We start from the raw sequence: 26,873 nt of genomic DNA on the forward strand, positions 1-26,873 counted from the left end.
GTGTGGGAGGGCGGGAGGTGCGGGGGCTGACGGGCATCGTGGGGTGGTCAATCGAGAAACAGGCAGACATTCTCATCCGGGGCGCGGGTCGGCTTCTCCATCCGTCAGCGCGCTCCCATCTTTGGCGGCGCGGTTCGCCGTGGCGACCGGGAAACGTTCGAACCCTTCTTCCTCTTTCGGTTGAGCTTCGGGCACCGAGGCGCGTGGGACATCGGGAGTGCGGTGCGTGTGGAGAGGGGTCGGGCATCGGACGACGGAGTGCGCGCGGACGACTGCTCCGAGGATGCGAGGCGTGCGGGATGATCGGGGAGCGCGCGGTGCCGGCTTCTCGCGGACATGCGGGGCGTTGCTGCGGGATGCAGCGCGGTATCTGCGGTTCGTCGGAGGTCGTTGGCCGGGTGCTTCGCGCGAGACGTCCGTGCCAATTCCCCCTTTGAGATCGCGCGATCCTGCCATCGTGGCGAGAAATCACCGAAATCGGAAGGCTCGCCCAACCGCCGCAGAATCCCCTGTGGAGCGACCTGGCCTTTCGCGAAGAGAAACCTCTTCGGATACCGCAGCGAGGGGGTCGAACCTTCCGATTTCGGTGATTTTTTGCCATTGCGGGCTCCATGTCTCTGTTGAACTGTCGTCGGCAGAAGCCGGGTCGGCCCGCCGAGCAAGGCCCCGCCTGTCGGGCGAGAGGGTCTTCCGAAGCGCCGGTGGACCTCGCTCGGCGGGCCGACCCGGCTTCTGCCGATTCCGGCTTGACGCAGAGTTCGGCCCGAAACGGCAGAGATCGCCCCTTGGGCATAGGTTCTCCTCCGAAGAAGCGCCCCGAGGGGTCGGCGACGATTTCGGTGAAAATCACGACCTGGGGAAACGCTTCCGTTGGGGCGGGAAGGCGCTCGGCGCCCTATGTGCAAGACGCGATCTGTGCCATTTCGACGCGATGTCCGTGCCAAACCGGGATCGACGCGAGCTCACGTTCTCCTGACATCGAGCCGAGCTTCCTCAGACCGGACCCCTCGGAAGCCCCCTTCGTCCAACGGGCGGGGCCTTCCGAGGGGTTGGCGGGGCCTTGCTCGGCGGGTCGATCCGGCCCATGCCAATCTTCGTTTACCATAGGGCAATGAAAGCTCTAGCACAAAATGACGGTTAAGAACGATTTTTCGATCAGATCGGATTTCGTGACCTGGCGTTTCTCCGAAAACGCTCCTCTAGGAAGCAGGAAAATCGTTCTTAACCGTCATTTTGTGCTAAGGGGATCGCCTTCCGCTGTTAAACCGGGATTGGCATGGGCCGGGTCGGCTCGTCGTGCAAGGCTTCGCCATCGCTTCGGAGGTTCCAGCCGGCAAGCAGGAAGCCCCTCCTGGAGCACCCGATCGGGGGCTTCGAGGGGCGATTCGGCGAACGCGGGTTTGTGTCGATTTTGGTTCACAGCGGAGATCGCCTCTCTGCCAAACTGCCGTTGACAGGGGCGTTGACAGAGGCTGGGTTAGATCGCTGCGTGCGGATTGCTCGGACGTTTCGGAAGGCCCGCCTGACGGATCGGGGTCTTCCGAGACGTCTGACCAGAAGGGTCCGGCTCGGAATCCGGCGAGCATGAGTTCGCGCCGATCCCGGCTTAACGTAAAGGGCTCCATTGCGCATCACATAGGAAGGTGAAACACCTGCTTCTCTTCGGCGCGGTGCGCTTCGGGTTTCGTTTGGTGCGGTTCGCTGATGTGGTGTTCGTCATGCTCCGTTCCCCAATATGTTGTAATTTCGCTATCATATTGTGTTACGATGACCATCTGCAAAGCGCACCGCAGCCAAGGGACGAAGGACGAGAGCCGACATGCAGATTTCCAAACGCAACGGGACGACGGAGCCGTACGTCGCCGACAAGATCAAACGCGCCATGGGCGCCGCATTCTCCAGCGTGGGCACGCACCTGGCCGACGACGAAGCCGATCGCCTGGTCGCCGGCATCGAGCGCGCGATGTCCGAAGCGGCGGCGCAAAACGGCGGCGCCGTCGCGGTCGAGGACGTGCAGGACCTCGTCGAGCGCGCGCTCATGGAGGCGAACCACTACCAGGAGCTCAAAAGCTACATCCTGTACCGCGAGGACCGCGCCCGCAAGCGCGCCGCCCGCGAGCGCCTGTGCGCGCAGCTGCCCGGCATCGCCGCGCTGCCAAGCGTGCTGGCCTCCGTGCAGAAGGAGTTCGCCGGCGAGGAGTACGAGCTTGCGCACCTGCACCACAAGTTCCAGTCGTTCGCGAAGCCCGACGCCACCGACGACCAGAAGCTGGCCATGCTCATCAAGGCGGCCGTCGAACTGACCACCCAGGAGGCGCCGCGCTGGGAGATCATCGCCGCGCGCCTGCTCATGGTGCAGTTCGACCGCGCCCTTGACGAGCGCATGACCGCCCGCCATATCGAGACGTTCGCGCAGAAGGTGGCCTTCCTCACCGAAGAGGGCCTCTACGGCGACTACATCCTCAAGCACTACACGCCCGCCGAGCTGAGCGAGGCCGCCTCCTTCCTCGACCCCGCCCGCAACAACCTGTTCACCTATGCGGGCCTGCAGCTCTTGCTCGACCGCTACGTCATCCGCACGCACCAGGGCGCGCCGCTCGAGTCGCCGCAGGAGATGTTCCTCGGCATCGCGCTGCACCTCGCCATGGAGGAGGACCCGGCCGAGCGCCTGGGGTGGGTGCGCCGCTTCTACGACATGCTGTCCACGCTCAAAGTGACCATGGCCACGCCCACGCTGTCGAACGCGCGCAAGCCGTTCCATCAGCTGTCGTCGTGCTTCATCGACACGGTGCCCGACAGCTTGGACGGCATCTACCGCAGCATCGACAACTTCGCGAAGGTGAGCAAGTACGGCGGCGGCATGGGCCTGTACTTCGGCAAGGTGCGCGCGTCGGGCAGCGCCATCCGCGGGTTCGACGGAGCGGCCGGCGGCGTCATCCGCTGGATCCGCCTGGCGAACGACACGGCCGTGGCCGTCGACCAGCTGGGCATGCGGCAGGGCGCCGTGGCGGTGTACCTGGACGCGTGGCATCGCGACCTGCCCGAATTCCTCGCGCTGCGCACGAACAACGGCGATGACCGCATGAAGGCGCACGACGTGTTCCCCGCCGTCTGCTACCCCGATTACTTCTGGCAGCAGGCGCGCGACAACATCGAGGGCGACTGGTACCTCATGTGCCCGCACGAGATCGCCACGGTGAAGGGCTACGCGCTCGAGGACTGTTTCGGCGAGGAATGGACGCGGAAGTACCTCGAATGCGTGGCCGATACGCGCATCAAGAAGCGCGTCATCCCCATCAAGGACGTCATTCGCCTCATCATCAAGAGCGCGGTGGAAACGGGCACGCCGTTCACGTTCAACCGCGACACGGTGAACCGGGCGAACCCGAACAAGCACCAGGGCGTCATCTACTGCAGCAACCTGTGCACCGAGATCGCGCAGAACATGGGCGCCATCGAGCAGGTGGAGCAGCGCATCGAGGACGTCGACGGCGAGCAGGTTGTGGTCACCGTGACGAAGCCGGGCGCGTTCGTGGTGTGCAACCTGGCCAGCCTGTCGCTCGGCCACATCGACGTGGACGACCCGCAGGAGCTGGCGCACGTCACCGAAAGCGCGGTGCGCGCGCTCGACAACGTCATCGACCTCAACTTCTTCCCCGTGCCGTACGCTCAGATCAACAACCGGCAGTACCGGCCCATCGGCCTGGGCGTGAGCGGGTACCACCACATGCTGGCGAAGCGCGGCATCAAGTGGGAGAGCGACGAGCACCTCACGTTTGCCGAGCGCGTGTTCGGCGACGTGCATTATGCGGCGGTGCGCGCGTCATGCGCCATCGCGCGGGAGAAGGGCGCCTACGCGTTCTTCGAGGGCAGCGGCTGGCAGACGGGCGAGTATTTCCGCGACCGCGGCCTGGTGGAAGGCCGCTGGGAAGAGCTCGCGCGCGACGTGGCCACCCGCGGCCTGCGCAACGGCTACCTGCTGGCCGTCGCGCCCACCAGCTCCACCAGCATCATCGCCGGCACGACGGCGGGGCTCGACCCCGTCATGAGCCGGTACTTCCTCGAGGAGAAGAAGAACGGCCTCATGCCGCGCGTGGCGCCCGAGCTGTCGATGGACACGTTCTGGTACTACAAGAACGCCCACCTCATCGACCAATCGTGGTCGGTGCGCGCCTGCGGCGTGCGGCAGCGCCACATCGACCAGGCGCAGAGCATGAACCTGTACATCACGAACGAGTACACGTTTCGCCGCGTGCTCGACCTGTACCTGCTGGCCTGGGAAGAAGGCGTGAAAACCATCTACTACGTCCGCTCGAAGAGCCTCGAAGTGGAAGAATGTGAAGCTTGCGCTTCGTGATGGTTCCGTCGGCCTGCCGGCCGCCGGAACCTGCCGACGCTGCGGGGCGCCCTGGCGCCCGATCTCGCGGCGAGGCCGAGGGCTCGCGTACCGAAGTACGCCATGCCCCGCCCTCCCCACGATCTCGGGACCATGACGCCCTTCGCTGACTTGCTACGCCAACCTGCGCGTTTCAATATGCGCCCTGCGGGTGCATGGAAGGAGAGAGCTCGCCATGTCTGAACTGAAGAAGAAGCCCCTGTTCAACCCATTGGGGGATACCGATGTGCTCGACCGGCGGATGATCGGGGGCAACACGACGAACCTCAACGACTTCAACAATATGAAGTACGAGTGGGTGAGCGACTGGTATCGCCAGGCCATGAACAACTTCTGGATACCCGAGGAGATCAACCTCGGCGTGGACATCAAGGACTACCGCAAGTTGCCCGCGCCCGAGCGGCGCGCCTACGACAAGATCCTGTCGTTTTTGATTTTCCTCGACAGCTTGCAGACGGCGAACCTGCCCAACGTGGGCGAGTACATCACCGCCAACGAGGTGAACTTGTGCCTTGCCGTCCAAACGTTCCAGGAGGCGGTGCACAGCCAGAGCTACAGCTACATGCTCGACACCATCTGCGAACCGCAGGAGCGCAACGACGTGCTGTACCAGTGGAAAGAGGACGAGCATCTGCTGGCGCGCAACGAGTTCATCGGGAACCTCTACAACGAGTTCCAAGACGACAAGAGCCCCGAGGCGCTCGCGCGCGTGCTCGTGGCGAACTACATCCTGGAGGGCGTGTACTTCTACAGCGGCTTCATGTTCTTCTACAACCTGGGGCGCAACAACCTCATGCCCGGGTCGGTGCAGGAGATCCGCTACATCAACCGCGACGAGAACACCCACCTGTGGCTGTTCCGCAGCATCCTCCTAGAGCTCAAGGAGGAGGAGCCGCAGCTGTTCACGCCCGAACTGGTGGAGGGGTACCGCGCGATGATCAAGGAAGGCTGCGAGCAGGAGATTCGCTGGGGCCACTACGCCATCGGCGACGAGGTGGCCGGCCTCAACAAGCAGATGGTCACCGACTACATCCAATATCTGGGGAACTTGCGCTGCACCCAGCTGGGCTTCGAGCCTCTGTACGAAGGCCATGATCGCGAGCCGGAAAGCATGTCCTGGGTGAGCCAGTTCTCGAACGCGAACATGATCAAGACCGACTTCTTCGAGGCGCGCTCGACCGCCTACGCGAAGTCGAGCGCGTTGGTGGACGATCTGTAGGAGGCGCGCGGGGCAGAACCGGTATGCGTATGCAGTATACTGTGCACCAGGTGCCGATCGGAAAAGCGAGGTGAAGCTATGCCGCCGTATGCGCTGGACGAGTTGCGAGACAGGGTTGCGGAAGCGGCCCGAACCTACAACGAGCAGGTTGAAGAGCCGAACAAGATTCGGAAGGTCTCGCTGTTCGGAAGCTATGCGAAAGGGACGGCGAATTCGGCCTCCGACATCGATCTCCTCGTGTCGTTCACCTCGGCGGTCGTGAGCCTTTTCACCCTTGCAAAGGTTCTTTCCTCGATGGAACAGCATCTCGAGGCATCGGTCGATGTCGTGCAAGATCCCGTTCCCGATGACTCCCTTCTCGTGATCGAGGAGGTGATCCCGCTGTATGAAAGAGGCTGATCGGCGTATATTGAAGAAGATCGCGACCGAGATCCGCTACCTCGGGCGTCTGCTCGATGGAGTGGATCAGCGGGCATTTCTCGCCGACGAAACCATGGAGCGCGCAGCTGCCATGACCTCTATCAACATCGGCGAGCTGGCGAAGCGGCTCAGCGACGAGTTCTATAGCGAGAATCCGGGCAGCGAGCTCAAGTACGCGGCGAAAACGCGCGACGTGTATGCGCACGGCTACTTCACCTTGTCGTTCGAGGCAGTGTACAAAACCGCCGTCGAGGATTACCCCCGTGTTGGCAGGTGGATCGAGGAAGCGCTGGAGGGCGCGGATCCGGAATGAGCGACGACATCGGCGATCGTCCGAAACGCGGCATGCGGAGATTCTTGCTCAAGCGGATGCTGCTCATCCCGCTCGGGGCCGTCGCGCTCGGGGCGACGATGGCGGCGCGGGCGAACCCCGACGCGGCCGAATGGTACGCGAGCGCGGTGTACCCGGCGCTGTCGAGCGTCGTGGGCTTTTTGCCCTCGCTCGCAAGCTTCTCGGTTGCCGAATGGGTTGCGGCGGCGTTCCTGCTGTTCTGCCTCGCCTACCTTGCGTGCTCGATTCGCGCGGTCATCGTGCGCACGGGCGAGCGCGGCATGGCGGCATATCGCGGCGCGATGGGGGCGCTGGCCATCGTCTGCGTTGCGTTCTTCCTGTTCACGGCTTTGTGCGGACTGAACTACCACCGCTACACCTTTGCCGAGCATGCCGGTTACGATGTGGAGGGGGCAGACGCCGATTCGGCGCAGCGCCAAGAGGAACTCGTGTCGCTTACCGCGGCGCTTGCCGACGAGCTGGGGCAAGCCCGGGCGCTGCTGGGCGACGACGCGGACCTGTTCGAGGTCGAGCCGGGCCAGTTCGAGCGCTACGCGCAGGAGTCGGTCGAAGCCATGCGGAAGCTGGCCGAGCAGTACCCGGTGCTTGAGCGTCCGCTGTACTCGCCGCCGAAGCCGGTGCTCGCATCCAAGTTGATGTCGTACGCGAACATCGGCGGCGCGTTCTTCCCCTTCACGATGGAGTCGAACGTCAACGTGGACAACCCGTCGTTCGCGATCCCCTGGGCCATGGCGCACGAGCTGGCGCACCAGTACGGCTTCATGCGCGAGGACGAGGCGAACTTCATAGCCTACCTGGCGTGCAAGGAGTCGGACGATGCGCTCATGCGTTACAGCGGGCTCATGCTTGCGTACGACAACGCCCTGAGCGCGCTCAGGAAGGTCGACTTGGAATCGGCGAATGCGATCGCCTCGGGGTTGTCAGCGGCGGTGCAGCGCGACCTCGCTCAGCGCGCGGAGCACTGGGCGAAGTACGAGGGTCCGGTCCAAGACGTCTCCAACGCCGCCAACGACGCCTACTTGAAGGCGAACGACCAAACCGACGGCATGCGCAGCTATGGTCGCATGGTGGATCTCCTGTTGGCCGAGCAGCGGGCGGAGGAGGAGTGAGGGCGGCTGTGTGCACGTTGTCGGCTTGGGCGGCGTTCGATCCTCTTTCTCGCGCAGCGCCTTCCTCGCGCGCACGTCCGAATCGCGGTCACGCCGAATCGATGTCCGAAAACCGCTCGCTTGAGCGCGGGGTTCGCGCTGGACTGAGGCGAGCGACGATGCACCCTGCGCAAGAGGGTCGACGGCAAGGAGGAGGCTTCGTGACGCAGGCGCAGAAACGCGCAGTGCGTCAGGATCTCAGCCATCCTGGATCGCGCAAGCGTACGCTGCATGCGGCGTGCAGGTCGAGGGGCGCGTTTCGACGACCGGGCGTTCGTCGGCGCGTTCCTTGCCGGCATCTGTTGCCGCATCGCCTGTCGAGCGTGCGCCGATGCGAGAATCGCATGCTCTGTGAGGCGACGGCCGAGATAGGCAACGCGCTTTCCAGCAACGATGCGCAGGAGCGCATGGCGCTCGTGGAGCATTGGCGCCCATGGCACACTCTGCGACCCCTGCGCGCGTGGAGCCGTCTTGCAGACGAGGCGAAAGGAGCTGCTTCATGATGTACTGCACTGAATACGATACGGGGCTGATCGGCGTGTTGACGCTGGCGAGCGATGGCGAGGCGCTGGTTGGGTGCTGGTTCGAAAACGATCGCTTTTTTGGCTATGGCATCCATGAAGCCATGGAGCGGGAGGATGACTTGCCGATTTTCGGCCAAGCGCGCTGCTGGCTCGACCGCTATTTCGCCGGAGAGCGTCCCCTGCCGACAGAGCTTGCGCTGTCCGCGCGTGGCAGCGTCTTCCAGCGCCGCGTGTGGGATATCCTGACGGAGATACCCTACGGGCAGACGGTGACGTATGGACAGATCGCGAAGCGGATGGCCACCGAATCGGGCGGGCGCATGTCGGCTCAGGCGGTGGGCGGCGCGGTGGGGCGCAATCCGCTGTGCGTCATCGTGCCCTGCCATCGTGTGATGGGCGCAAGCGGCAATCTCACCGGCTTCGGCGGCGGCATCGCCACGAAGAAGAAGCTGCTCGAACTCGAAGGTGTCGACATGAGCGGGTTCTACACGCCGAAGGTGGGCACGGCGTTGTGAGGCGTGCGGTTGCGCGCTTGCGATCTCTGCTTGGAGGGGGCGGGCGGAGGGGACGGGCGGACTCTTCCGCGCATGGCGTGGGCGTGCTCTTCTCGTCGCTGCGTTGACTAAAATATATCAATTTAGTAGGATTTAGCGCGATACACAGGAGGCCCGCGGAGCGGGCGCCGGCCGCAGCCGGAGAGGCGCGGTCGGAAGATGGAAAGCAGGCGCATCATGACCGTATATGCAAGTGTAGCGGAGCTCATCGGCAACACCCCGCTCGTCGAGCTCGCGAACTATGAGAAGAACCACGGCTTGAAAGCCCGCATCGTGGGCAAGGTGGAGTCGTTCAACCCGGCCGGCTCCATCAAGGACCGCATCGCGAAGGCGATGATCGACGACGCGCTCGCGCGCGGCGTGATCGACGAGGACACGGTGCTCATCGAGCCCACCTCGGGCAACACCGGTATCGGCTTGGCCGCCCTCGCCGCCGCGCGCGGCATGCGCCTCATCATCGCCATGCCCGAGACGATGTCCGTCGAGCGTCGCAACCTCATGAAGGCCTACGGCGCCGAGCTCGTGCTGACCGACGGCGCTCTGGGCATGAAGGGCGCCATCGCGCGCGCCGACGAGCTGGCCGCCGAGATTCCCAACTCGTTCATCGTCGGGCAGTTCACGAATCCGGCGAACCCGGCCGTGCACGAGGCCACCACGGGTCCCGAGATCTGGGAAGCCACCGGCGGGGACGTGGACGTCTTCGTGGCGGGCGTGGGCACGGGCGGCACGGTGAGCGGCACGGGCGCCTACCTGAAGCGCATGAATCCCGACGTGCAGGTGGTGGCCGTGGAGCCGGTCGCGTCGCCGGTTTTGAGCGAGGGGCGCGCGGGCGCGCACAAGATCCAGGGCATCGGCGCGGGCTTCGTGCCCGACACGCTGGACACGGCGGTGTACGACGAGGTGATCGCCATCGCCGACGAGGACGCTTTCGCGACGGGCCGCGAGCTGGCGGCGAAGGAGGGCCTGCTCGTGGGCATCTCGTCGGGCGCGGCCGTGGCCGCCGCGCGCCAGGTGGCCGAGCGTCCCGAGAACGAGGGCAAGACCATCGTGGTGATCCTCCCTGACACCGGCGAGCGCTACCTGACGACGGCGATGTTCGGCTTCTAAGCGCGGCGCAACGATGCGACGAGGGGTCGCCGCAGGTCGAGCTGCGGCGACCCCCTTCCCTGTGGGATTGTCGCCCGAAACGGTCGGAATCGAGCCGAAAACCGACCGTTTCGGGCGACAACGTTCTTGAAGCGATGCGCTGCAACTCCGCCGTTTTGTGCACGGTATAGCCCTCGTGGTAGCAGCTGGCGTCGATTCCCTTCGTGTACGCGTCACGATCATCCACCTTGTCGGTGAGCGCTTGCTTGAGGACGTGCTTGATCTCGATATCCTTAACAAGGTTTCGCCCCATCGCCAGGAGATGATCTTCTTTATCGACCATGCTCCAATCGACGACCAGGCCAAGCTCCCCTTTCAAGATGAGGTCGAGCCATGTCCGCATGCTGCGGCCGTTACCCTCACGGAAGGGATGCGCGATGCTCATCTCCACGTACTTCTCGACGATTTCGACAAACGATGATTGAGGCATCGAGAGCGTGCTCCAAGGACGCTTCGAGGTGCATGAGAGGCGCGAACCTGAACGTCCCTTTCGCTCTGTTCGCGTCTCGGGGCTCGCCGGCGAAGCCGTCGACGTCTTGGAAAAGATGTCGATAAATGGCCGTCAGGTATTCGGCGGTTCCGGCTGCAGATTTTCGAGAATGCCGTCTTCGAACAGCCCAAGCGCTCGCTTTTTACTGAACAGCTCTTCGGCTCTTGCCAATTCTGCAGCGTCGGTGACCCCGGGCTTGTTTTCGAGCGTCATGTCGCGCCCCTTCGGATCGATCCGGCGTGCGATCCTACGCGCCCTGGATGGCGTCGATGGCGTCGATCACGCAGCCGCGGAAGCCGTCCTTCTCGAGCGCGGCCACGCCCTTGATGGTGGTGCCGCCCGGCGAGCACACGGCGTCCTTCATCGCGCCGGGATGCTCGCCGGTCTCTAGATGCAGCTTGGCCGTGCCCATCATCATCTGGGCGGCCAGGCGGTACGCGGTCGCGCGCGGAAGGCAGTGCTTCACGCCCGCGTCGCCGAGCGCTTCAAGGAATATCGCGGCGAACGCAGGGCCGCAGCCGGCGACGGAGCTGGCCGTGGACAAGAGCTTGCCGTCCACCCACTCGATGAGGGCGATCTGGCCGAACAGGTTCACGAACGCGCCCAGCTGCTCGTCGGTGAGCGAGTGGCGCTGCTCGCAGGCCACGACGCCCGCGCCCACGGCGATGGGCGTGTTGGGGATGGTGCTGAGGTGGTGCGTGCCGGGGGCGAGGATGCTCTCGTAGAACGCGAAGTCGCGCCCGGCGGCCACCGAGATCACGGCTTTGCCGGCAAGCAGGTCGCGCACCGGCTCCACCACCTGCTCGATGAGGTAGGGCTTCACTGCGAGGACGACGAAGTCGCTGGCCTCCACCACCTCGGCCGCCTCGCGATGCGCGTTCACGCCGAGCTTCTCGGCCGTGGCCTGCAGCTTGTCGAAGTGCCCGGCGCACGCGTGGATGCGCCCGCCCGGAAGCGCGCCCGAATTCACGAGGCCCTGCGCCATCGCCTGGGCCATGTTGCCGAACCCGATGAAGCCGAGCTCGATGCTGCTTGCTGTGTCCACCATGCTGGAAACCTTTCCGTCGCGATGCGTTTTTTGCTGGGTCGATTGTACGCCAGGCGAGGCGCGCTTCCAAATGTCGTTTCTGCGACGGCGCCGCGCCAAAGCTGGGTGCCGTTCGGCTCGGCCGCTTGCCTGCCCGCGATCTGATACAATCGCGCAAGGGGAACCGACGGCGTGGTCAGGGAGGCGTTGATGGACACGAAGAGCCTGATGGCGTTTAAGGCCGTGTACGAGGCCGGCAGCATCACGAAGGCGGCCGCGCAGCTTTACATCACGCAGCCTGGTCTTTCAAAGACCATCGCGCGACTGGAGACGGAGTTCGGCTGCGCGTTGTTCGAGCGCACGACCAAAGGAGTGACTCCCACAGCATACGCGGAGGCGCTGTACGCGAAGGTGGACAAGCTGAACGTGCTTCTAGATGCTATCGAGAAGGATGCCGTGGAGTTGGCGGGGAAACGCAAGCTGGCGGTGGCTTCGACCGTGGGCGTGACATTGTACGTGGGCCTTAAGTTCAACGACGACTTCGAACGCGAGCATCCCGACGTCAAGCTGACCATCGAGGAGAGCAGCGATCGGCGCGTCGAGGAGCTCTTGGCTTCCGGTGCCGTCGACATCGGCTTTCTGGCCGGGCCGATCGACCGGGGGAGGTACGACGCGTGGCCGTTCAGCCGGCATCGGCATGTGCTCGAGGTGAACGCTGCCGATCCTCTGGCGCAGCGAGAGTTCGTGACGCACGCCGACCTGGACGGTCGCTCCGTGGCGTTGCTCTCGCGGGACTATGTGCCGTACCGCAACAACTTGCGATGGCTTGCCGAGGCTGGTGCCGAGCCCGAGCGCTTGATCGAGCTGATCGAGGGCTTCACCGGCAGCCAGTTGGTAGCGGCTGGACAGGCCGTGAGCATCACGACCGACTACTCGTCGTTCATGAGGGCTGCGGAACGTGTGGTGGCAGTGCCGTTTGAAAGCGACGCGTGTTCGTACGACATCTACCTAGTGAAGCGCAAGGGGGAGACGCTGGACGACGATGCGGAGGCGTTCCGGTCGTTCGCGCTTAGGTGGGTCGAGGCGAATCGGGGGAACCTGTTCGCTTGGGAGCACTCCGTGTTTTAAACTGCGCCGAGGGCCATAACGATTGGTTATGACGACCAGCTTGTTCCGTCTGTTCCGGAGCCGGAGGCGGCTCGGTATGCTCTTCTTGTCCGAATCGACGAGGGTCGCGAGGGCGGCCTGGACAAGGAGGAGAGTATGAAGAAGGATATGTCGCGCAGGGGCTTTCTGACCACGGCAGGCTTGGCCGCCATGGCAGCGGGTATCGGCTTGGCAGGGTGCACGTCGAAAAGCGCTGACGGGGGCGCGTCCGTTGCGCTTACCGCCGGCGAGGGCGGGACGGGCGGCAACGTGCCGGCGAAGTGGGATGAGGAGTGCGATGTTCTGGTGCTTGGAGCCGGCGGTGCAGGCACTTCAGCGGCTCTGGCTGCGGCGAAAGCGGGCGCAAGCGTTATCGTGCTCGACTCGCAGACGTCGAACAACTTCAATGCGACGTCTATCTGCAAAGGCAACTTCTGCGTGGTGGGCTCCGATGAGCAGAAAGCGCTCGGCATCGAGGACTCGGTCGAGAAGTTCTTGGAGGACGCGATCGCCAACGGCAACTCGGACGGCAATATCATCCAGGCCAACCGCGAGGACGCCATCCGCACGTACGCCGAGAACAGCGCGCGCGGATACCAGCTGCTCAAGGAGCTGGGATTGGAGTTCCCTGACCCGTATGTGCAGGTAGGGCACTCGCTGCTGCGCTGCCATGTGGTCGACAACGCGAAGATGCTGCAGCTGCTGACCGACTCCGGCAAGAAGGCCGGAGCGGACTACCGCTTCGAGACCGAGTTCACCAAGCTCGTGTACGACGGCGCCGGAACGGTTCTGGGCGCCATAGCCCAGAGCGGCTCGAAGGAGATCGCGTTCAAGGCGAAGAAGGCCGTGCTCATGTGCACTGGATCGTTCCTTCGCAACGTGGAACTCGTCGAGGAGTGCGCGATGGGCTTCAGCAAGATACCGCTGTTCACCGGCCAGGGGCTGACGGGACTCGGACATCTGTCGCTCATGAGCCTAGGCGGCGCCATGTGGGGCCGCGAATGCATTTACGCGTGCGAGGGCGATTCTGAGGATGGCAAGGCTTACACGGAGATGTGCCACTTCGGTGCCATCGTGACCGACCTGTCCGGCAATCGGTTCTTCGACGACGGGCAGTATTGGACCAACGCGCGCACGCGCGCCCTGGTTCAAAAGTCGGCTCAGGAAGGCAACGAGAAGTTCCAGACGTGGCAGGTGTTCGACCAGGCGGCCTACGACCGCGCGGTGGAGAACGGACCCAACAACGGCATCTACCCGGAGAACGAGTCGTACTTCATCAAGGCAGACACCATCGAGGAGCTGGCCGAGGCCATCAATGCGCCCGATCTTCCCGCCACGTTAGCCAAGTATAACGAGGACATCGCGAACGGCGGCGACACACTCTTCGGACGCAAGCAATGGAACGGCGCCGGCACGCCTGCACCGGTGGCGCTCGATCAAGCTCCCTTCTACGCGTACGCAAGCTTCCCCCACCTGCTGTACACGCCGTGCACCGGCTTCATGATCAACGGCGATTGCCAGGTGCTCGGGCAGTACGAAGAGCAGCCGATTGGCGGCGGCCGCTTGTTCGCGGCGGGCGAGATCGTCACTCGTTCCATCGTGGGCAACCATTACATGGTGGGCGTGGGCATCGGGTCGTGCACGACGTTGGGAATGGTCATAGGCGAGAAAGCCGCGGCCCTCGACGCCTGGGAGTAATCTTGACAATTCGTAAGGAAGCATTCCCTCCCTCGCGCTTCCTTTGCAACCTTGGCCCGATCCGTCTCGGCGGTCAGGCTCTTCCGATTTGACGGGTGACGGAAAGGGATCCTTTATGGACGCTCTCACGATGTGCGGAGGCGGTTTCGCACGGAACGCGGTGGACGAAGCGGCCGCTGCGTACGGTTTGACGCCTCGCGAGCGAGACGTGCTTGCGCTGCTCTTGCAGGGACGCGACGGGATGGCGATCCACCGGTTGCTGGGTATCTCGTACAACACGGTGAAGACCCACTTGAAACATATATATGGGAAGTGCGGTGTCGCATCGCGACAGCAACTGGTGTCTCTCGTCCATGGGGATTCCGGACTTCTGTCGGCGTAGGCCGTCCGAAACAGAAGGGGGGTTATGCGCTGAGCATTGTCGCGGCGACAGGCGTTACGCATAGAAGCGCAACGTCGGCGCTGCTCATCCAGGGCGCACGCTTTCCGGAGGTGGCGCATGGCCTTGGCAAAGCGCTGCGAGAGGGGCAACCCTGTCCTGTCTGCGTTTCAATCTTGGAGATTCGCTTCTGCAATAGGTGGTGTCGAAGGTTGATTTCGATGAACCTACAAGTTTCTGGCAAATATTTTCCGATGTACTATTGGGCGATGGTAACGTGAAACGTGAGCTGGGGTTTTCTGCACGGTGAGAGCAAACAGAACGGTAAGTTCGTACATCGAAAATCGTACCAGGAGCAGGAGCCATTTCCGAAATTGCAGGAGGCAGGCCAGGTCGTCCACGCTTTTTAAAAGGCCGTAATCTGCCGCGACGCGCCGCCGTCGATCGGCTGCAAGGTATACTGATGATCTGAGGACAACGAGGCGAAAGGCGGTTCCCTATGGAACATGCATGCAAGGTCACGGTGCTCGAGACGAAGGTGTTCCCCGACTTGCAGGAGCGCTACCTCGCCGACCCAAGGTCGGGCGCGTGCCCCTGCTTCCAGCCGGGGCAGGAGTTCCTGTTCGAGCGCAACACCGAGCGCGACGACTTCTGGCATTTCGGGTGCGACCTCACCCCGAAGTTCCCATGCTCAGAGGCATGGGACTGCATCAGCCGCTACATTTACACGGCGCTTCAGGGCGGCTCCGTCATGCGCGGCTGGACGAACGACGAGCGCATGATGATCGCCTGCTGCAACGACGGCACGCGCCCCGTCGTCTTCAAGATCGAGCGCATCGACCGGGAGTGACTGCTTCGCGCGGCGCATCGATGACGGATGCCTCACCGTTCGTCGGCTCTCCTGTGCAAACGAGGTTTGCGGCGCTACGCTCGTTTCCGACCGTATGCAGCGCGAGCTGGAAAGGAGCGTCGACATGCCCGAGATGAACGCGACCGTGCCCGCGACGCTGACGGGCGGGCACGTGTGCCTGGCGGTGTGCGCCGCGCTGTACCTGGCTTGGTGGTGGATGTTCTTCAACCCGGCCCTGCCGAAGGCGACGGGCGCGCTGTACGCGGCGGGCGTGGGGTGCATCGTGGGCGCGGTGCTGTTCGGGATAGCGGCCGTCGTGCTTATCGGTATGGGATTGGGCGCGCTCACGGGCGCATCGGCGGGCAGTGTCGTTCCCGGTTGGGCGTTCGCGGTGGGCGGGGTCGTCGCGTACTTCGCGCTGGCGTACGTCACGACGCGCTTCTTCCAACGGCCCGTGACCATCGAGCTTCTGCTGTTCGTGCTGTGGGCTGCGCTCGAGCTGGCCGTGGTGAACGCGCTTGCGGGTGCCGGCGCGGTGGGGCCAGGGCTCGCCGCGGTGCTCGCCGTGGCCGTCGCGGTGCTGTTTGCCGGTTGCCTCGTGTGCTACGTGCTGTACTTCCGCCTGTCGCCGATGCCCTCGTTCGTGGACGGCGCGTTGCCGCTGGCGGCCGTCGGCGTGCTGGCAGCCGCCATGGCGGCGCTCGTTGCCCGCATGTGAGGCGCTGCAGCATGAAAAGGGGCGCGAGCCGAAGCCCGCGCCCCTCGCGCGAATTCGATGCCGTACGCTACGCGGCAGCCTGCTCGGCTTCCCCTTCGCCCTCGGCTTCGCCGGCATCTTTGCCGGCCGAGCGCGCGAGGATGTTCGCGTACACTGCGCCCGAGATGTTGTGCCACACGCTGAACACGGCGCCAGGCACCGCGGCCAGCGGCATGCTTGCGAAGTGCACGGTGGCAAGCGAGCTGGCGAGTCCGGAGTTCTGCATGCCCACCTCGATGGACAGCGTGCGCATCTGCTCCTTGGTCAGGCGCAGGACGCGTCCGACCAGATACCCGAGCACGTAGCCCAAAACGTTGTGGAGCATGACCACGAGGATGATGAGCGGCCCTACGGTAAGCAGTTTCGCCTGGTTGGCGGCGACCACGGCCATGATGATGAGGGAGATGCCCACCACCGACACGAGCGGCAAAACGCTCGCGCATGCCGCGGCCACCTTCTCGAAGAAGTAGTTGATGAGAAAGCCCGCCGCAATGGGTACGAGCACCACCTGCACGATGGACAGGAACATTTCGAGAACATCCACGTCCACGGTCTGCCCGGCGAACAGCAGCACCAAAAGCGGCGTGACGACGGGTGCCATGATGGTGGTGCAAGCGGTCATGCCCACCGACAGCGCCACGTCGCCCTTCGCGAGGTAGGTCATGACGTTGGAACTGGTGCCGCCTGGACACGACCCCACGAGGATCACGCCCACGGCCAGCTCGGCGGGCAGCTGGAACACCGCCGTGAGCAGAAACGCCAGCACTGGCATGATGACGAATTGGGACAAGATTCCCACGATGACGGCCTTCGGCTTCGTGAACACCACCTTGAAGTCGGCCAGCTTGAGGGTCATGCCCATGCCGAACATCACGATGCCCAAAAGGATGTTCACATAGCTTGTTTTGACGACGGATGATACGGGGCCGGGAAAGACCAGGGCGACGATCGCGACGGCAAGCGCGATGATCGCCATGTACTTTCCCGTGAAGTCGCTGATCTTGGCGAGCGTCTTCACAGAGGTGCTCCTTTCTCGGGGTTGGTGGAACTGAAGCAGTATACCGCTGCCGCAGACGATAAGCGAGGGTCGAAATCGCAGATGCGAGTGGCTCTCGAACTTGTTCCGCTGCGATTGACGCAGGGCGGCCCTCTTGCCGGCCCGCAGGGCCCGGCCGGCAGCGGGTTGGCGTTGTCGGCTGTCGTGTTGACGCGGCAACGGCCTCTTTGGTACCATGGCCGCCCGGGCTGTGGCGCCCGTCATCCTCTTGAAAGGCCTCTTTCCATGACCGTTCCTCCCAACCGGTAGATCACGCGACTCATCCCGCCTATCCGTCGCCGCGTTCGCGCGCGGCCGCTTCGTGATGGGCTCATCCGGCGGAACGATCGATCAAACGAAGAGGTTTCCTTTATGAAAAAGCTGAACAACGGCGTGGTGCCGCCTGCGCTCGCCTTCCTTATTGCACCTATTCAGAACGCAAAGGAAGGCAGCGAACATTATGAAAACGATACAGTGGCGCGTGGGGGCGACCTCCGCGCCGGCCGCTTTGCGTCCGTGCGGCGCCTGCGGTGCTGAGGCAAGGTTCGAATCGACGGGTCGGTTCCGCGTGAACGCCCAGAAGAAGCGTCTGGACGTATGGCTCATCTACCGGTGCGTCTCGTGCGGCAGCGTGTGGAATTGCGCGGTGGTCAGCCGCGGGCGGCCGGGCGGCGTCGGCCGCGAGCTGCTCGAGCGCTTCATGGGCAACGACCCGGGCTTGGCCCTCGAGTGCGCCCTCGACGCGGGCCTGCTGAAAGGCAACGGCGCGCGGCGGGGTCCGGTGGACTTCGCCGTCGAGGGCGAGCTGCCCGGCGACGAGGACTGCCGGGTGGAGATCCATGCCGAAGGGCTCTCGGGCATCCGGCTCGCCGCGGTGCTGCGTGCCAAGCTGGGCCTTTCGCGCAGCGAGCTCGAGCAGCTCGTGGGGGCAGGCGACGTGGCGTGCGCCGACGGCGCGGACGCGCTCGCTGCCAAGCTGCGGCCGCATCGGGCGGTCATGGTGCGGGCGCGAAGGTGCTGACCCGTTGAAGTGACGGAGGGGCTCGGGCAGGAACCCTCCCCTCTCTTTCCGCTGTCTGGCGGAGAGAGAGGGTGCTTGTCCGCCGATGGGTCGGGATTGGCATGCCGCGAGGCCGTCTTCCGGAGACGGGGCTCAACGACCCCATCCGACGCGGACCCTCGGAAGCCGGCCTTGCGCCCTTGGGGGGGCGGGTGGAGGTCGGCCCCTTGATCGGGGACGAGTCCTCGGGGGTCGGCCTTGCGCTTGTCGAGGGGGCTCGGTTTTCCCGGTCTCCGATCACGTTGGAGCCAGTTGTCGAACATGGCTGTGTCGGAGCCTTCCGTTTCCGAGCCTTCAATTGCACAGTTTTGGCCGCTCTGAAGCTCTTTTCCGCGGCTTGGCGAAAACTTGCTGACGGCGATCAGGGGAAATGCGCGAGGATCGTATCGTTCGGAGGGCGAGGACGCATTCGACCCCTCGAAAATCCTTCACAGCGGCCAAAACGGTGCATCCAAGAGGCCCCAAACCCGAGGAAAGGCTGGCGAGGAGCGGGCCGGCAACCACGCGAGCCGGCGTTCTCCTTGAGACACCCGGTTGCGCGGGTTGCTTGGCGCGCCGATCCCAAGGCGGTTGTGCGTCGGTTCCCGTGCTATCATGGCGGCGAACGTCACGGCGAGGCGAAGGAGCGCATCATGTACGGACTGAAGACTGAGGCCAGCTTCGATTCGGCCCATTTCCTGACCGACTACTACGGCAAGTGCGAGAACCTGCACGGCCACCGTTGGCGCGCGGTGGTGCGCCTTGCGGTGGACGACCTGCAAACCGAGGGCACGATGAAGGGCATGGTGCTCGACTTCGGCGTGTTCAAGCGCGCGGTGCGCGAGCTGGCCGAGGCGCTCGACCACACCTTCCTCGTGGAGGAGGGCTCGCTCGCCCCGGCGACGCTGGCGGCGCTCGAGGCCGAGGGGTTCAGTTTGACCGTGCTGCCCTTCCGCACCACGGCGGAGAACCTGGCACGCTATTTCTGCGACCGCCTGGTGGAGCAGGGCCTTCCCGTGTCCCAGGTGGAGATGTACGAGACTCCGAACAACTGCGCCGTCTACCGTCCGCAGTAGGCGGAGGGCGGCATGGGGAAGCTCGCGCTGTATCGGCAGATCGCTAAGCAGATAGGCGGGCTCATGGTCATGGCCGTCCGCTACGACGGCAAGGAGCCCGACAAGCTGACCGGGGCCTCGCGGGTCGAGTACGCGCTGCCGTTCGAAGGGGCGTGGACCGTGCTCAACGGCGGGGTGGAGGAGGAGACGTCGCATTCGTGGGACGTGCTCACCCAACGCTATGCCTACGACTTTGTGATACTCGATGACGAAGGGCGCAGCTGCCGCCCCGACGCCGATCCGGCCGACCCCGCCTCGTACTATTGCTACGGTCTGCCCGTTCTCGCGCCTGCCGACGGCGTGGTGGTCGAAGCGGGCGCGTCGTGCCCCGACGCGCCGATCGCGCTCGACGGCGCGGTGTGCTGCGGCGGGGACGACATCCGCGGCAACTTCGTGCTCGTCGAGCATGCACACGGCGAGTTCTCGTGCCTGTGCCATCTGATGCCGGGCGGCGTGCTGGTCGAGGCCGGCCAGGAAGTGAGGCGCGGGCAGCGCGTTGGGCTCTGCGGCAGCTCTGGCAACAGCTCCGAGCCGCACCTGCACTTCCATATCCAGAAAGGCCAAAGCTTCTACACCTCGCCCGGCGTGCCGGTGCGGTTCGCGGGCGTCGCGGCCGCTCCCGCGCCGAACTACGAGGCGGCCGATCCCCGTCCGCTGCCGCCGGGGGCCTACGGCGACTTTCCGCCGTTCCTCACGCGCGGCCTGCGCGTTGAGCCCGTGCATGAGAAATCGGCCTGAAAATGCAATGTCGTCGAGTTATGCACCCTTGCGCGAGCCTTAGCGGGGGGATTTTGCTTTGAGAAAAGCGTCGTTGACCGTAAAAGCCCAGGTCGCGATTCGCGCGATTCCTGACTGGATGCGCGGAAAGGGTGCATAACTCGCGTACATTGCAGTTTCAGGGCCGTTCCAGTTACGCAAGGGTGCAAAACTCGAGGACTTTGCGGCAGAACGCGTTCACTCCCAAAAGCTTTGCACGGTGTCGAGGATGTCGGCGGCGGGGAGGAGGGTGGCGTCGGCGATATCGGTGCCCGTCTCGTCGAGGAAGCGCCTGACCAGGTGGTACCCGCACGCGTAACCGGCGCAGTAAGGCACGCCGCGCGTGGGGTAGCCCATGAGCGCGGCCGTCTCGTCGCCGTAGAGGTAGGCGGAAAGCTCGGCCAGGCCTTGCGCCCCCCAAACCTGTGTGCACGAGCGGCTTCACCTGCTCGAGCAGGTCGGGCGTGGTGCGCGCGACCCACGGTCCCGCCAGCTCCTCGCCGAACAGCTCCACGGCGAAGTTCTCGGCCAGCCCCTCGCTCACCAGCATCTCGCCGAGCGTGATGTCGTTTCGCCACTTCACGAACTGGAAGCGCACGTTGTGGTTCGCCTCGTGCGCGAGCGCTGCGGGCAGGCGGCGCATCGTGCGCCCGCCCGGCACGAGCCAGGCGAAGATGCTGCCGGGGATGCCCCCGTCGCCGCCGTAGCCTTCGCTCGCCCGTACCACGGGGTTGTCCGGGTTCGCCAACAGCACGGTGAAGCGGTAGTCCTTCCGCGGAAGTTCGATGCCGCGCTCGCCGAAGCGTGCGAGAGAGCGCTCGACGGCGCGTTGGCATGCGTCCCAGAAGGCGTCGTCGCCGATGAGGCTCACGGCTTCGGCCCAACTGCCGTCCACGCGCATGGGCGGCAGGATGCCGAGCATCTCGCTGGCCATGACCACGTCGTAGCCGCCGGGCTGCGCGGCTTCGAGCGGCACGCGGTAGCAGTCCCACTTCTCCTTGAAGGGGGCCATGAGCTCGTGGCGGTACAGGTCGGCGCGCTTCTCGGGCGGCGCGGCGATCATGGCGCGGTACGTTTGGTCCGAGCGCACGGGTCGCACGTCCATGGGTTTCCTTTCTCGCGGGTGCGCGCATTCGTCATCGAGCGCGTGCGCCCATGCTACGGCCTCGCGTGGCGTGAGGGTCAAGGAAATTTCCAAAGGTTTTTCCGGTGCGGCCGCACGGATCGCGTCTAGGATTCGTTATAGAGGGCAGAGGAGGTGAAGCGGGACGTGAGGAGCAGGCTGCGGGACGGCGAGGCGTTCGATCGTCTGGTCGAGGAGCATTACGACGATGTGCTGGCGTACTGCCGGCGGCACGCGCCGTCGTACGACGAGGCGCCGGACGTGGCGCAGGAGGCGTTTCTGCGCTTCGTGCGCAGCGGGCGCTCGCCGGTCGAGGGCAAGCCGCTCGCGTACCTGCTCACCATCGCGCGCAACCTCTGCATCGACGCGTCGCGCGCCAAACGCCCGCCCGCCGTGCCGCTTGATGTGGACGTGCCCGACCGCTCGCCCGGCGCCGACCCGGCGGCCGCGTGCGCGGGCGGCGAGGTGGGCGGGCTGGTGGAGGCGCTCGATCCCGAGCTGCGCGAGGTGGTGGAGCTGCGCTTCGACCAGGGCTTCAAGGTGGGCGAGATCGCGCAGGTCCTAGGCGTGTCGCGCTTCGCGGTGAACCGGCGGTTGAACCGGGCGCTGGCGGAGCTCCGGCGCGGATTGGAAGGAAGGAGCGGGGCATGAGTCCAACGAGCAAGAGAGACGTCGGGCGGCTGCTGCGGGCGCACTACCGCGCCGAGCGCGGCGCGCCGGACGCGGCCGCGAAGGCGGCAACCCTCAAGGCCGTGCGCGCGGCGGCGACGGAGCGCCCGGCGGACGCGAGCAGGGATGCGGTCGATGCGGGCGTGTGCGGTCACGGCGCGACGTTCGCCTCGTTCGTGGCCGTGCAGGCGCGCTTCATCCATCCGCGCGTGTGGGCGGCGCAGCTCGCGCTCGTGGCGGCGATGGCGGCGGCGTGCCTGCTCGCGGGCGATGCGCCGAGCGGCTTCCCGCTCGCGTCGGGCGTGCTGGCGGCGGCGACGGTGCTCGTGGGCCTGCCCGACCTGCTGTCGAGCGGCATCCACCGCGTGGCCGAGCTCGAGTACGCCTGCCGCTTCGACTGCCGGGCGGTCGCGCTCGCGCGGCTCGTCGTGCTGGGCTGCGCCGACGTGATGACGGTCACGGCCATCGCGCTCGCCGCGCCGGTCATGCTGGGTACCGACCTCTTCGCCTCGCTCGTGCACGCATGCGCCCCCTACTTCCTCTCGTGCGCGGGCGCGCTCCTGCTGGTGCGCCGCTGCGCGCCGTCGCAGGCGCTGCCGCTCGCCTGCGCCTGGACGCTGCTCGTGGCGGCCGGCGCCTACACGCTGTTCACGCTCGTGCCGCTCGCCTACGCCCAGGGGTCGGCCTGGGCCTGGGCGCTTGTTGCGGCAGGCTCGCTTGTGTGGGCCTTCCGCGAGGCGCGCGCCTGGCTTGGGGGCATAGCGGGCGGCTTGGACATGCTCGCGGCCGCCGCGAACCAACGATGATGAAGGAGCAAACCCTCATGGAACTGACCATTGACCGGCTGAGCAAGCAGTTCGGGTCGAAGATCGCGGTCGACCGCGTGTCGGCGACCCTCGAGCCCGGCGTGTACGGCCTTCTGGGCGCGAACGGCGCGGGCAAGACCACCCTCATGCGCATGGTGTGCGACGTGCTGCGCCCCACCTCCGGCGAGATCCGCTTCGACGGCCGGGACGTGCGCGCGCTCGGCGACGGGTACCGCGCGCGGTTGGGCTACCTGCCGCAGGACTTCGGCTACTACCCCGACTTCACGGCGCTCGACTTCATGTGCTACCTGGCCGCGCTCAAGGGCATCGATCGCCGCGCGGCGCGCCGCCGCTCGCTCGAGCTGCTGGAGACGGTGGGCCTCGCCGACGTGGCGGGCCGCAAGATCCGCACGTTCTCCGGCGGCATGAAGCAGCGCCTCGGCATCGCGCAGGCGGTGCTGAACGACCCGGCCGTCCTCGTGCTCGACGAGCCCACGGCCGGCCTCGACCCGAAGGAGCGCGTGCGGTTCCGCAACCTCATCGCCAGCTTCGCGCAGGACAAGATCGTCATCCTGTCCACGCACATCGTGTCGGACGTGGAGTACATCGCCGACGAGATACTGGTCATGCGCGCGGGCGCGTTCGTCATGCGCGGCGCGCCGACCGAGGTGGTGGCCACCGTGGCGGGGAAGGTGTGGGAGTGCCACGTGGACGCGCGGCAGGCCGACCAGCTTGCGGCCGCGAGCTGCGTGAGCAACGTCCACTACGCCGCCGACGGCCACGCGGTCGTTCGCGTGGTGGCCGACGAGCGCCCGGCGCCCGGCGCGCACCCGCTCGAGCCCACGCTCGAGGATTTGTACCTGTACGTGTTTCGCAACGAGGAGCAAGGGGCCGTGCTGCCCTGACGGACAGCGGAGCATGCTGGCGCTGTGAAGGGTCGTTGCATTCGGTCTCGCTCCTTTCTTGCTTCGTCGTGGCGAAGTTGCGCAAAGCGCGCGCTCGGGCGCGTAGCGCGGCGCAGGGCAAGCCGCCGGCTTGTTCGGCGCGCGCGAAGCGCGCTCGGGCGCGAAACGGGGCGATCCCGGGTACCTCGACGCTTCACTCTGATTTCCATTCAACTGGCGGGAGAGGGAATGCACCATGTTTGATCTGATGAAGTTCGAGTTCAAGAAGCTGCTTGCGCGGCGCACGTCCCAAGTGGTGAGCGCGGGCATCCTGATGCTGCTCTGCGGCATCATGGCGCTCAACGTCGTGCAGACAAAAACGGAATCGAGTCTCGGGGAGGTTCTGGGCGGCACTGCGGCCATCGCCGAGCGCAAAGCGCAGGACGACGCGCACGAAGGCGTGCTGACGGTCGAGCGCGTGCGGGACGAGATTGCCGCCTACCGGCAGCTTTCGTTCTCGAAGGTCGACCCCGCCGAAGTGGAGGGCTTGAGCGATTCAGCGGCGTACGAGCTCATGGTCGAGGCGTACGATACGGAGGAGATCGAGACCATCTACGATCCGTACTACGCCTACCTGCTTTCGCCGTGGAAGGCACCCGGGCAGGAGCCGTGCCAAACGGCGGCGCAGGTGGACGATGCGACGGCCGAGGGATTCTACGAAGCCGTCGCCGACGAGCTGCAGCGCGCGCTCGACGACGGCATGGGGGGAGCGTGGGAGTATTCCGACGCCGAGCGCGCGTACTGGACGGCGAAGGAGGACGCGGTGTCCGAGCCTTTGTCGTACGGTTACGCCGGTGGTTGGATCGACGTGCTCGATTGCGCGGGCTTCCTCGTGTTTCCCCTCGTCGCCATCTGCGTGGTGCTGACGCCCGTCTTCTCGGGCGAGTACCAGGATCGCACCGACGCCGTGCTGCTCTCGTCGCGTTACGGTCGCTCGAAGCTCGTGGCGGCGAAGGTCGTCGCATCGCTTCTGTTCGCGACCGTCTACTATGCGTTAGCGGTGCTCGTCATCGTGGGCGTTGCGCTCGCGTTCTTCGGGGCCGAGGGCGCAGGCCTGCCGGTTCAGGTGATGTCGCTTGACATGCCCTACGGCCTCACGATGGCAGAGGCGACGTTTCTGACCTTGGGTCTGGGCTTTCTCATGGCGCTCGGCTTCGCTGGTCTCACGCTTCTGCTCTCGTCGAAGCTGCGCTCCCAAGTGGCCGTCTTCGCCGCCTGCGCGGCGCTCGTCTTTTTGACGGGGTTGATCCCTGCGGGTGGCAATGGAGCGCTCCTGCACGCGCTGTGCCTGTTCCCCGTCAACGCGCTCAACGTCCAGACGCTTTTCGCGATGCTCGTTTCGTACCAGGTGGGGCCGTTCGTCGTAGACCTGATAGGCGCGCTTGCATGCCTGTACGCACTCGTCCTGGTCGCATGCGTGCCTATCGCCGCCCTCGCTTTCCGGCGGCATCAGGTGGTGTGAGGGCGGAGCGTGCGGCCGGGCACCCTGGCAGGGCGCCCGGCCGAGAAGGAGGGGTGCTCGGAAAGCGGGGCTAGACGCCCTTTGCGGCGTTCTCGCCGGCAAGCTTGCCAAACGTGAGAGCCGATCCCAGGCTGATGCCGGCGACGGTTACCGGGTATTCGACCAGGAATCGCCCGCCGCCGGTGTTCCCCGCTACATACAGGCCGGGGACGACCTCGTCGTTCTCGTTGAGCGCGTGCATGTCAAGATCGCACTTGATGCCGCCGCAGCATACGAGCATGCCCGCCTGGTCGAACTTCACGCCGTAAAACGGCGGCTTCACCACGGGGAACATGCGGCGCGCATCCTTGCCGAAATCCTCGTCGACCCCTTTGTCGCACAATTCGTTGTACCGCTCCACGGACGCCTTGACCTTGTCGACGGGAAGCTCCATCTTCTCAGCCAGCTCCTCGATGGTGTCGGCTTGGCAGGTGACCCCCGTTTTGCGGAACTCGCTGTCACCGTTGAGGAACACGTCGTCGGTGACGTAGCCGAGGAACACCGACTCCATGACCCAGGGCATCTGCGCAGCCTCCTCGTCGGTGAGGTAGTGGTTCACGTAGCCGTGGCCGGTGCCCTGAACCTCCAGCTGGTCGCGCCAGTTGTCGTCGATGATCTGCCAGGACACGCCCCCGGGTTGGCGGGAGAGCTGGTCGGCGATGTTCTGGCCGGGTATGTCTTCGTTCATGAAGCGGTCGCCTTCGAGGTTGAGCTGCAAGAACGCATCGACACCGAGCGGTCCGCCCATATGATGGGTCATCGGGGCGTAGGGGCCAAGCTCCATGGCCGCTCCCGCCCACATTGCCATGCGGTGCCCGTCGCCGGTGTTGGCCTGGTTCCCTTCGCAGTCTATGCGTGTGTAAGAGCAGTTGAACTGCGCTGCGTGGGGCACGAAATGCCGCATCATCTCCTCGCTGCCTCCGAAATCCCCGCAGCACAGAATGACCGACTTGCAGTTGAACCTGTAGTAGTCGCCGTTCTTGTCGCGGGCGTAGGCGCCCACGACCGCTCCGGCGTCGTCGGTTATGAGCTGCTCGCCGAACAGTTCGTATTTGAACTCGGCGCCCGCCTCCTGCGCTTTGCGGACGCAGTTCTCAAGAAGCCATTGCGCGCTCGGAAGGGTCATGAGCGTGCCATGGAAATAAGGATAGTATTCGCTGCGGTGGTCGTATCCGTCGAGGGCGGGAAACATTTTCGGGCGGATGAAGTTCTCCTGCGTTGGTTCTGCGATGGAGGATTCGAGCAGTTGGAAATCGGCGCCTTCGACGGCCCAGTCGAACGCCTCGCCAGAGCGTTCGTACCACATGTTGAGCAGTCGCGGGTTCGGTCGGTAGCACATGTCCTTCATGAGCTGCATGACCACCTCGTTCTTCGGCGCCCATTCGATGCCGAGCTGCTTTTGGAGCGCTGAACCGACCACGCCGAAATCCTGGGTGGAGGGAACGAAGCCCACGTCTGTCCCCTTGTCGATGCCGATGACCTTCGCGCCCGCCTCCGCCGCCGCTCGAACGGCCGGGTTTCCAGCCGTGCCCGTTCCGATGACCAGCACGTCGCAATCGTACTCCTCCTTGACGCTCTGCGGCACCGGCGGCTTTTCCAGGAAGCTCGGTTTCGCCGTCATCACGTCGTAGGTTTGTTCCGACGCTTGATCCTCGGCGCCTTTCTTGGATTGCTGCGGCGCGCATCCTGCAAGGGAGGTCGTCCCCAGGGCTCCGAGGGCGCCCGCGCAGGCCGCGCCCGCTAGGAATTGTCGTCGTGAAAGCGGCTTTTTTGCCATG

At 65.1% G+C, this 26,873-nt stretch carries 26 protein-coding genes; 21 read left to right on the forward strand and 5 right to left on the reverse strand.

The window, feature by feature from the left end:
• The first annotated feature begins 1,819 nt into the window (after nt 1-1,819).
• The 8 genes from C2L80_RS05730 (at nt 1,820) to C2L80_RS14720 (ending at nt 10,180) form a co-directional block, all read left to right on the forward strand.
• Nucleotides 1,820-4,357, forward strand: coding sequence for a ribonucleoside-diphosphate reductase subunit alpha (locus tag C2L80_RS05730; RefSeq protein ID WP_087195207.1), 2,538 nt, complete (start codon nt 1,820-1,822; stop codon nt 4,355-4,357).
• A gap of 214 nt (nt 4,358-4,571) precedes the next feature.
• Nucleotides 4,572-5,615, forward strand: coding sequence for a ribonucleotide-diphosphate reductase subunit beta (locus tag C2L80_RS05735; protein ID WP_087194995.1), 1,044 nt, complete (start codon nt 4,572-4,574; stop codon nt 5,613-5,615).
• Nucleotides 5,616-5,693: 78 nt separating this feature from the next.
• Nucleotides 5,694-6,014, forward strand: coding sequence for a nucleotidyltransferase family protein (locus tag C2L80_RS05740; RefSeq protein ID WP_087194994.1), 321 nt, complete (start codon nt 5,694-5,696; stop codon nt 6,012-6,014).
• A complete protein-coding gene (locus C2L80_RS05745; RefSeq protein WP_087194993.1) occupies nt 6,001-6,348 on the forward strand; it encodes a HepT-like ribonuclease domain-containing protein in 348 nt (115 codons plus the stop codon). The genes C2L80_RS05740 and C2L80_RS05745 overlap by 14 nt, the downstream gene beginning before the upstream one ends.
• Nucleotides 6,345-7,496, forward strand: coding sequence for a DUF3810 domain-containing protein (locus tag C2L80_RS05750; RefSeq protein WP_239443083.1), 1,152 nt, complete (start codon nt 6,345-6,347; stop codon nt 7,494-7,496). The genes C2L80_RS05745 and C2L80_RS05750 overlap by 4 nt, the downstream gene beginning before the upstream one ends.
• A 538-nt stretch (nt 7,497-8,034) precedes the next feature.
• Entirely contained in the window at nt 8,035-8,574 is a 540-nt protein-coding gene (locus C2L80_RS05755) for a methylated-DNA--[protein]-cysteine S-methyltransferase (protein WP_087194991.1), read from the forward strand.
• A 216-nt stretch (nt 8,575-8,790) separates the two neighbouring features.
• Nucleotides 8,791-9,720 carry a cysteine synthase A gene (gene cysK, locus C2L80_RS05760; RefSeq protein WP_087195000.1) on the forward strand — a complete coding sequence of 310 codons (930 nt, stop codon included), beginning with the start codon at nt 8,791-8,793 and terminating at the stop codon, nt 9,718-9,720.
• 175 nt (nt 9,721-9,895) lie between these two features.
• Complete coding sequence (locus C2L80_RS14720; protein ID WP_446718605.1) at nt 9,896-10,180, forward strand: hypothetical protein; 285 nt, start codon at nt 9,896-9,898, stop codon at nt 10,178-10,180.
• Between the two features lie 141 nt (nt 10,181-10,321).
• Here the strand turns inward: C2L80_RS14720 and C2L80_RS14725 are convergent, their stop codons facing one another.
• Together C2L80_RS14725 and proC are read right to left on the reverse strand one after the other, a co-directional pair.
• The gene (locus C2L80_RS14725) at nt 10,322-10,462 is read right to left on the reverse strand and encodes a hypothetical protein (RefSeq protein WP_446718604.1); all 141 of its coding nucleotides are present in this window, start codon (nt 10,460-10,462) and stop codon (nt 10,322-10,324) included.
• A 34-nt stretch (nt 10,463-10,496) separates the two neighbouring features.
• Nucleotides 10,497-11,297 (reverse strand): pyrroline-5-carboxylate reductase, encoded by an 801-nt coding sequence (gene proC, locus C2L80_RS05770; RefSeq protein ID WP_087194990.1) that lies wholly within the window; start codon nt 11,295-11,297, stop codon nt 10,497-10,499.
• A gap of 189 nt (nt 11,298-11,486) precedes the next feature.
• Between proC and C2L80_RS05775 the strand changes: the two genes are divergently transcribed.
• The 5 genes from C2L80_RS05775 to C2L80_RS05795 all read left to right on the forward strand — a co-directional run bounded on the left by C2L80_RS05775 (nt 11,487) and on the right by C2L80_RS05795 (nt 16,067).
• Complete coding sequence (locus C2L80_RS05775; protein WP_087194989.1) at nt 11,487-12,404, forward strand: LysR family transcriptional regulator; 918 nt, start codon at nt 11,487-11,489, stop codon at nt 12,402-12,404.
• A 135-nt stretch (nt 12,405-12,539) separates the two neighbouring features.
• The gene (locus tag C2L80_RS05780; protein ID WP_087194988.1) at nt 12,540-14,120 is read left to right on the forward strand and encodes an FAD-dependent oxidoreductase; all 1,581 of its coding nucleotides are present in this window, start codon (nt 12,540-12,542) and stop codon (nt 14,118-14,120) included.
• Between the two features lie 115 nt (nt 14,121-14,235).
• Nucleotides 14,236-14,502, forward strand: a complete 267-nt coding sequence (locus tag C2L80_RS05785) for a response regulator transcription factor (protein WP_239443082.1) — start codon at nt 14,236-14,238, stop codon at nt 14,500-14,502.
• Between the two features lie 496 nt (nt 14,503-14,998).
• Nucleotides 14,999-15,349: a TIGR04076 family protein gene (locus tag C2L80_RS05790; protein WP_087194987.1), complete on the forward strand. Its 351-nt coding sequence runs from the start codon at nt 14,999-15,001 to the stop codon at nt 15,347-15,349.
• Nucleotides 15,350-15,473: 124 nt separating this feature from the next.
• On the forward strand, nt 15,474-16,067 hold the full coding sequence (locus C2L80_RS05795) for a hypothetical protein (RefSeq protein ID WP_239443081.1): 594 nt from the start codon (nt 15,474-15,476) through the stop codon (nt 16,065-16,067).
• A 67-nt stretch (nt 16,068-16,134) separates the two neighbouring features.
• Here C2L80_RS05795 and C2L80_RS05800 read toward each other — a convergent pair whose 3' ends face one another.
• Nucleotides 16,135-17,124 carry a bile acid:sodium symporter family protein gene (locus C2L80_RS05800; protein ID WP_103262833.1) on the reverse strand — a complete coding sequence of 330 codons (990 nt, stop codon included), beginning with the start codon at nt 17,122-17,124 and terminating at the stop codon, nt 16,135-16,137.
• 390 nt (nt 17,125-17,514) lie between these two features.
• Here C2L80_RS05800 and C2L80_RS14025 point away from each other — a divergent pair, with 390 nt between their 5' ends.
• The 4 genes from C2L80_RS14025 (at nt 17,515) to C2L80_RS05815 (ending at nt 20,034) form a co-directional block, all read left to right on the forward strand.
• The gene (locus C2L80_RS14025; protein ID WP_169999005.1) at nt 17,515-17,679 is read left to right on the forward strand and encodes a hypothetical protein; all 165 of its coding nucleotides are present in this window, start codon (nt 17,515-17,517) and stop codon (nt 17,677-17,679) included.
• Between the two features lie 31 nt (nt 17,680-17,710).
• Entirely contained in the window at nt 17,711-18,163 is a 453-nt protein-coding gene (locus tag C2L80_RS05805; protein WP_239938746.1) for a DUF1062 domain-containing protein, read from the forward strand.
• A 671-nt stretch (nt 18,164-18,834) separates the two neighbouring features.
• Nucleotides 18,835-19,257, forward strand: coding sequence for a 6-pyruvoyl trahydropterin synthase family protein (locus C2L80_RS05810; RefSeq protein ID WP_087194984.1), 423 nt, complete (start codon nt 18,835-18,837; stop codon nt 19,255-19,257).
• 12 nt (nt 19,258-19,269) lie between these two features.
• Nucleotides 19,270-20,034, forward strand: a complete 765-nt coding sequence (locus C2L80_RS05815; protein ID WP_087194983.1) for a M23 family metallopeptidase — start codon at nt 19,270-19,272, stop codon at nt 20,032-20,034.
• Between the two features lie 172 nt (nt 20,035-20,206).
• Here the strand turns inward: C2L80_RS05815 and C2L80_RS14730 are convergent, their stop codons facing one another.
• On the reverse strand, nt 20,207-21,157 hold the full coding sequence (locus tag C2L80_RS14730) for a DUF2268 domain-containing putative Zn-dependent protease (protein WP_476707477.1): 951 nt from the start codon (nt 21,155-21,157) through the stop codon (nt 20,207-20,209).
• A 165-nt stretch (nt 21,158-21,322) separates the two neighbouring features.
• On the opposite strand from C2L80_RS14730, the gene C2L80_RS05825 reads away from it, so the two are divergent.
• From C2L80_RS05825 to C2L80_RS05840, 4 genes are all read left to right on the forward strand, one after another.
• Nucleotides 21,323-21,826, forward strand: coding sequence for an RNA polymerase sigma factor (locus C2L80_RS05825; RefSeq protein WP_103262840.1), 504 nt, complete (start codon nt 21,323-21,325; stop codon nt 21,824-21,826).
• Nucleotides 21,823-22,650 carry a hypothetical protein gene (locus C2L80_RS05830; protein WP_103262834.1) on the forward strand — a complete coding sequence of 276 codons (828 nt, stop codon included), beginning with the start codon at nt 21,823-21,825 and terminating at the stop codon, nt 22,648-22,650. The genes C2L80_RS05825 and C2L80_RS05830 overlap by 4 nt, the downstream gene beginning before the upstream one ends.
• A gap of 17 nt (nt 22,651-22,667) precedes the next feature.
• The gene (locus C2L80_RS05835; RefSeq protein ID WP_087194981.1) at nt 22,668-23,555 is read left to right on the forward strand and encodes an ABC transporter ATP-binding protein; all 888 of its coding nucleotides are present in this window, start codon (nt 22,668-22,670) and stop codon (nt 23,553-23,555) included.
• 235 nt (nt 23,556-23,790) lie between these two features.
• Nucleotides 23,791-25,056: an ABC transporter permease gene (locus C2L80_RS05840; RefSeq protein ID WP_103262835.1), complete on the forward strand. Its 1,266-nt coding sequence runs from the start codon at nt 23,791-23,793 to the stop codon at nt 25,054-25,056.
• A 70-nt stretch (nt 25,057-25,126) separates the two neighbouring features.
• On the opposite strand, the gene C2L80_RS05845 is transcribed toward C2L80_RS05840, so the two are convergent.
• The gene (locus tag C2L80_RS05845) at nt 25,127-26,872 is read right to left on the reverse strand and encodes an FAD-dependent oxidoreductase (RefSeq protein ID WP_103262836.1); all 1,746 of its coding nucleotides are present in this window, start codon (nt 26,870-26,872) and stop codon (nt 25,127-25,129) included.
• Nucleotide 26,873: the final 1 nt, after the last annotated feature.

It is taken from the genome of Rubneribacter badeniensis, assembly GCF_002899695.1.
Classification (GTDB): Bacteria; Actinomycetota; Coriobacteriia; order Coriobacteriales; family Eggerthellaceae; genus Rubneribacter; species Rubneribacter badeniensis.

Coding starts and splice junctions, on each gene's coding strand:
- C2L80_RS14730 (WP_476707477.1), bottom strand. CDS start 21,157: ATGGACGTGCGACCCGTGCGCTCGGACCAAACGTACCGCGCCATGATC.
- C2L80_RS05845 (WP_103262836.1), bottom strand. CDS start 26,872: ATGGCAAAAAAGCCGCTTTCACGACGACAATTCCTAGCGGGCGCGGCC.
- C2L80_RS05835 (WP_087194981.1), top strand. CDS start 22,668: ATGGAACTGACCATTGACCGGCTGAGCAAGCAGTTCGGGTCGAAGATC.
- cysK (WP_087195000.1), top strand. CDS start 8,791: ATGACCGTATATGCAAGTGTAGCGGAGCTCATCGGCAACACCCCGCTC.
- C2L80_RS05730 (WP_087195207.1), top strand. CDS start 1,820: ATGCAGATTTCCAAACGCAACGGGACGACGGAGCCGTACGTCGCCGAC.
- C2L80_RS05745 (WP_087194993.1), top strand. CDS start 6,001: ATGAAAGAGGCTGATCGGCGTATATTGAAGAAGATCGCGACCGAGATC.
- C2L80_RS05735 (WP_087194995.1), top strand. CDS start 4,572: ATGTCTGAACTGAAGAAGAAGCCCCTGTTCAACCCATTGGGGGATACC.
- C2L80_RS05830 (WP_103262834.1), top strand. CDS start 21,823: ATGAGTCCAACGAGCAAGAGAGACGTCGGGCGGCTGCTGCGGGCGCAC.
- C2L80_RS05775 (WP_087194989.1), top strand. CDS start 11,487: ATGGACACGAAGAGCCTGATGGCGTTTAAGGCCGTGTACGAGGCCGGC.
- C2L80_RS05810 (WP_087194984.1), top strand. CDS start 18,835: ATGTACGGACTGAAGACTGAGGCCAGCTTCGATTCGGCCCATTTCCTG.
- C2L80_RS05740 (WP_087194994.1), top strand. CDS start 5,694: ATGCCGCCGTATGCGCTGGACGAGTTGCGAGACAGGGTTGCGGAAGCG.
- C2L80_RS05750 (WP_239443083.1), top strand. CDS start 6,345: ATGAGCGACGACATCGGCGATCGTCCGAAACGCGGCATGCGGAGATTC.
- C2L80_RS14725 (WP_446718604.1), bottom strand. CDS start 10,462: ATGACGCTCGAAAACAAGCCCGGGGTCACCGACGCTGCAGAATTGGCA.
- C2L80_RS05815 (WP_087194983.1), top strand. CDS start 19,270: ATGGGGAAGCTCGCGCTGTATCGGCAGATCGCTAAGCAGATAGGCGGG.
- C2L80_RS05755 (WP_087194991.1), top strand. CDS start 8,035: ATGATGTACTGCACTGAATACGATACGGGGCTGATCGGCGTGTTGACG.
- C2L80_RS05840 (WP_103262835.1), top strand. CDS start 23,791: ATGTTTGATCTGATGAAGTTCGAGTTCAAGAAGCTGCTTGCGCGGCGC.
- C2L80_RS05785 (WP_239443082.1), top strand. CDS start 14,236: ATGGACGCTCTCACGATGTGCGGAGGCGGTTTCGCACGGAACGCGGTG.
- C2L80_RS05795 (WP_239443081.1), top strand. CDS start 15,474: ATGCCCGAGATGAACGCGACCGTGCCCGCGACGCTGACGGGCGGGCAC.
- C2L80_RS05780 (WP_087194988.1), top strand. CDS start 12,540: ATGAAGAAGGATATGTCGCGCAGGGGCTTTCTGACCACGGCAGGCTTG.
- proC (WP_087194990.1), bottom strand. CDS start 11,297: ATGGTGGACACAGCAAGCAGCATCGAGCTCGGCTTCATCGGGTTCGGC.
- C2L80_RS14025 (WP_169999005.1), top strand. CDS start 17,515: ATGAAAAAGCTGAACAACGGCGTGGTGCCGCCTGCGCTCGCCTTCCTT.
- C2L80_RS05790 (WP_087194987.1), top strand. CDS start 14,999: ATGGAACATGCATGCAAGGTCACGGTGCTCGAGACGAAGGTGTTCCCC.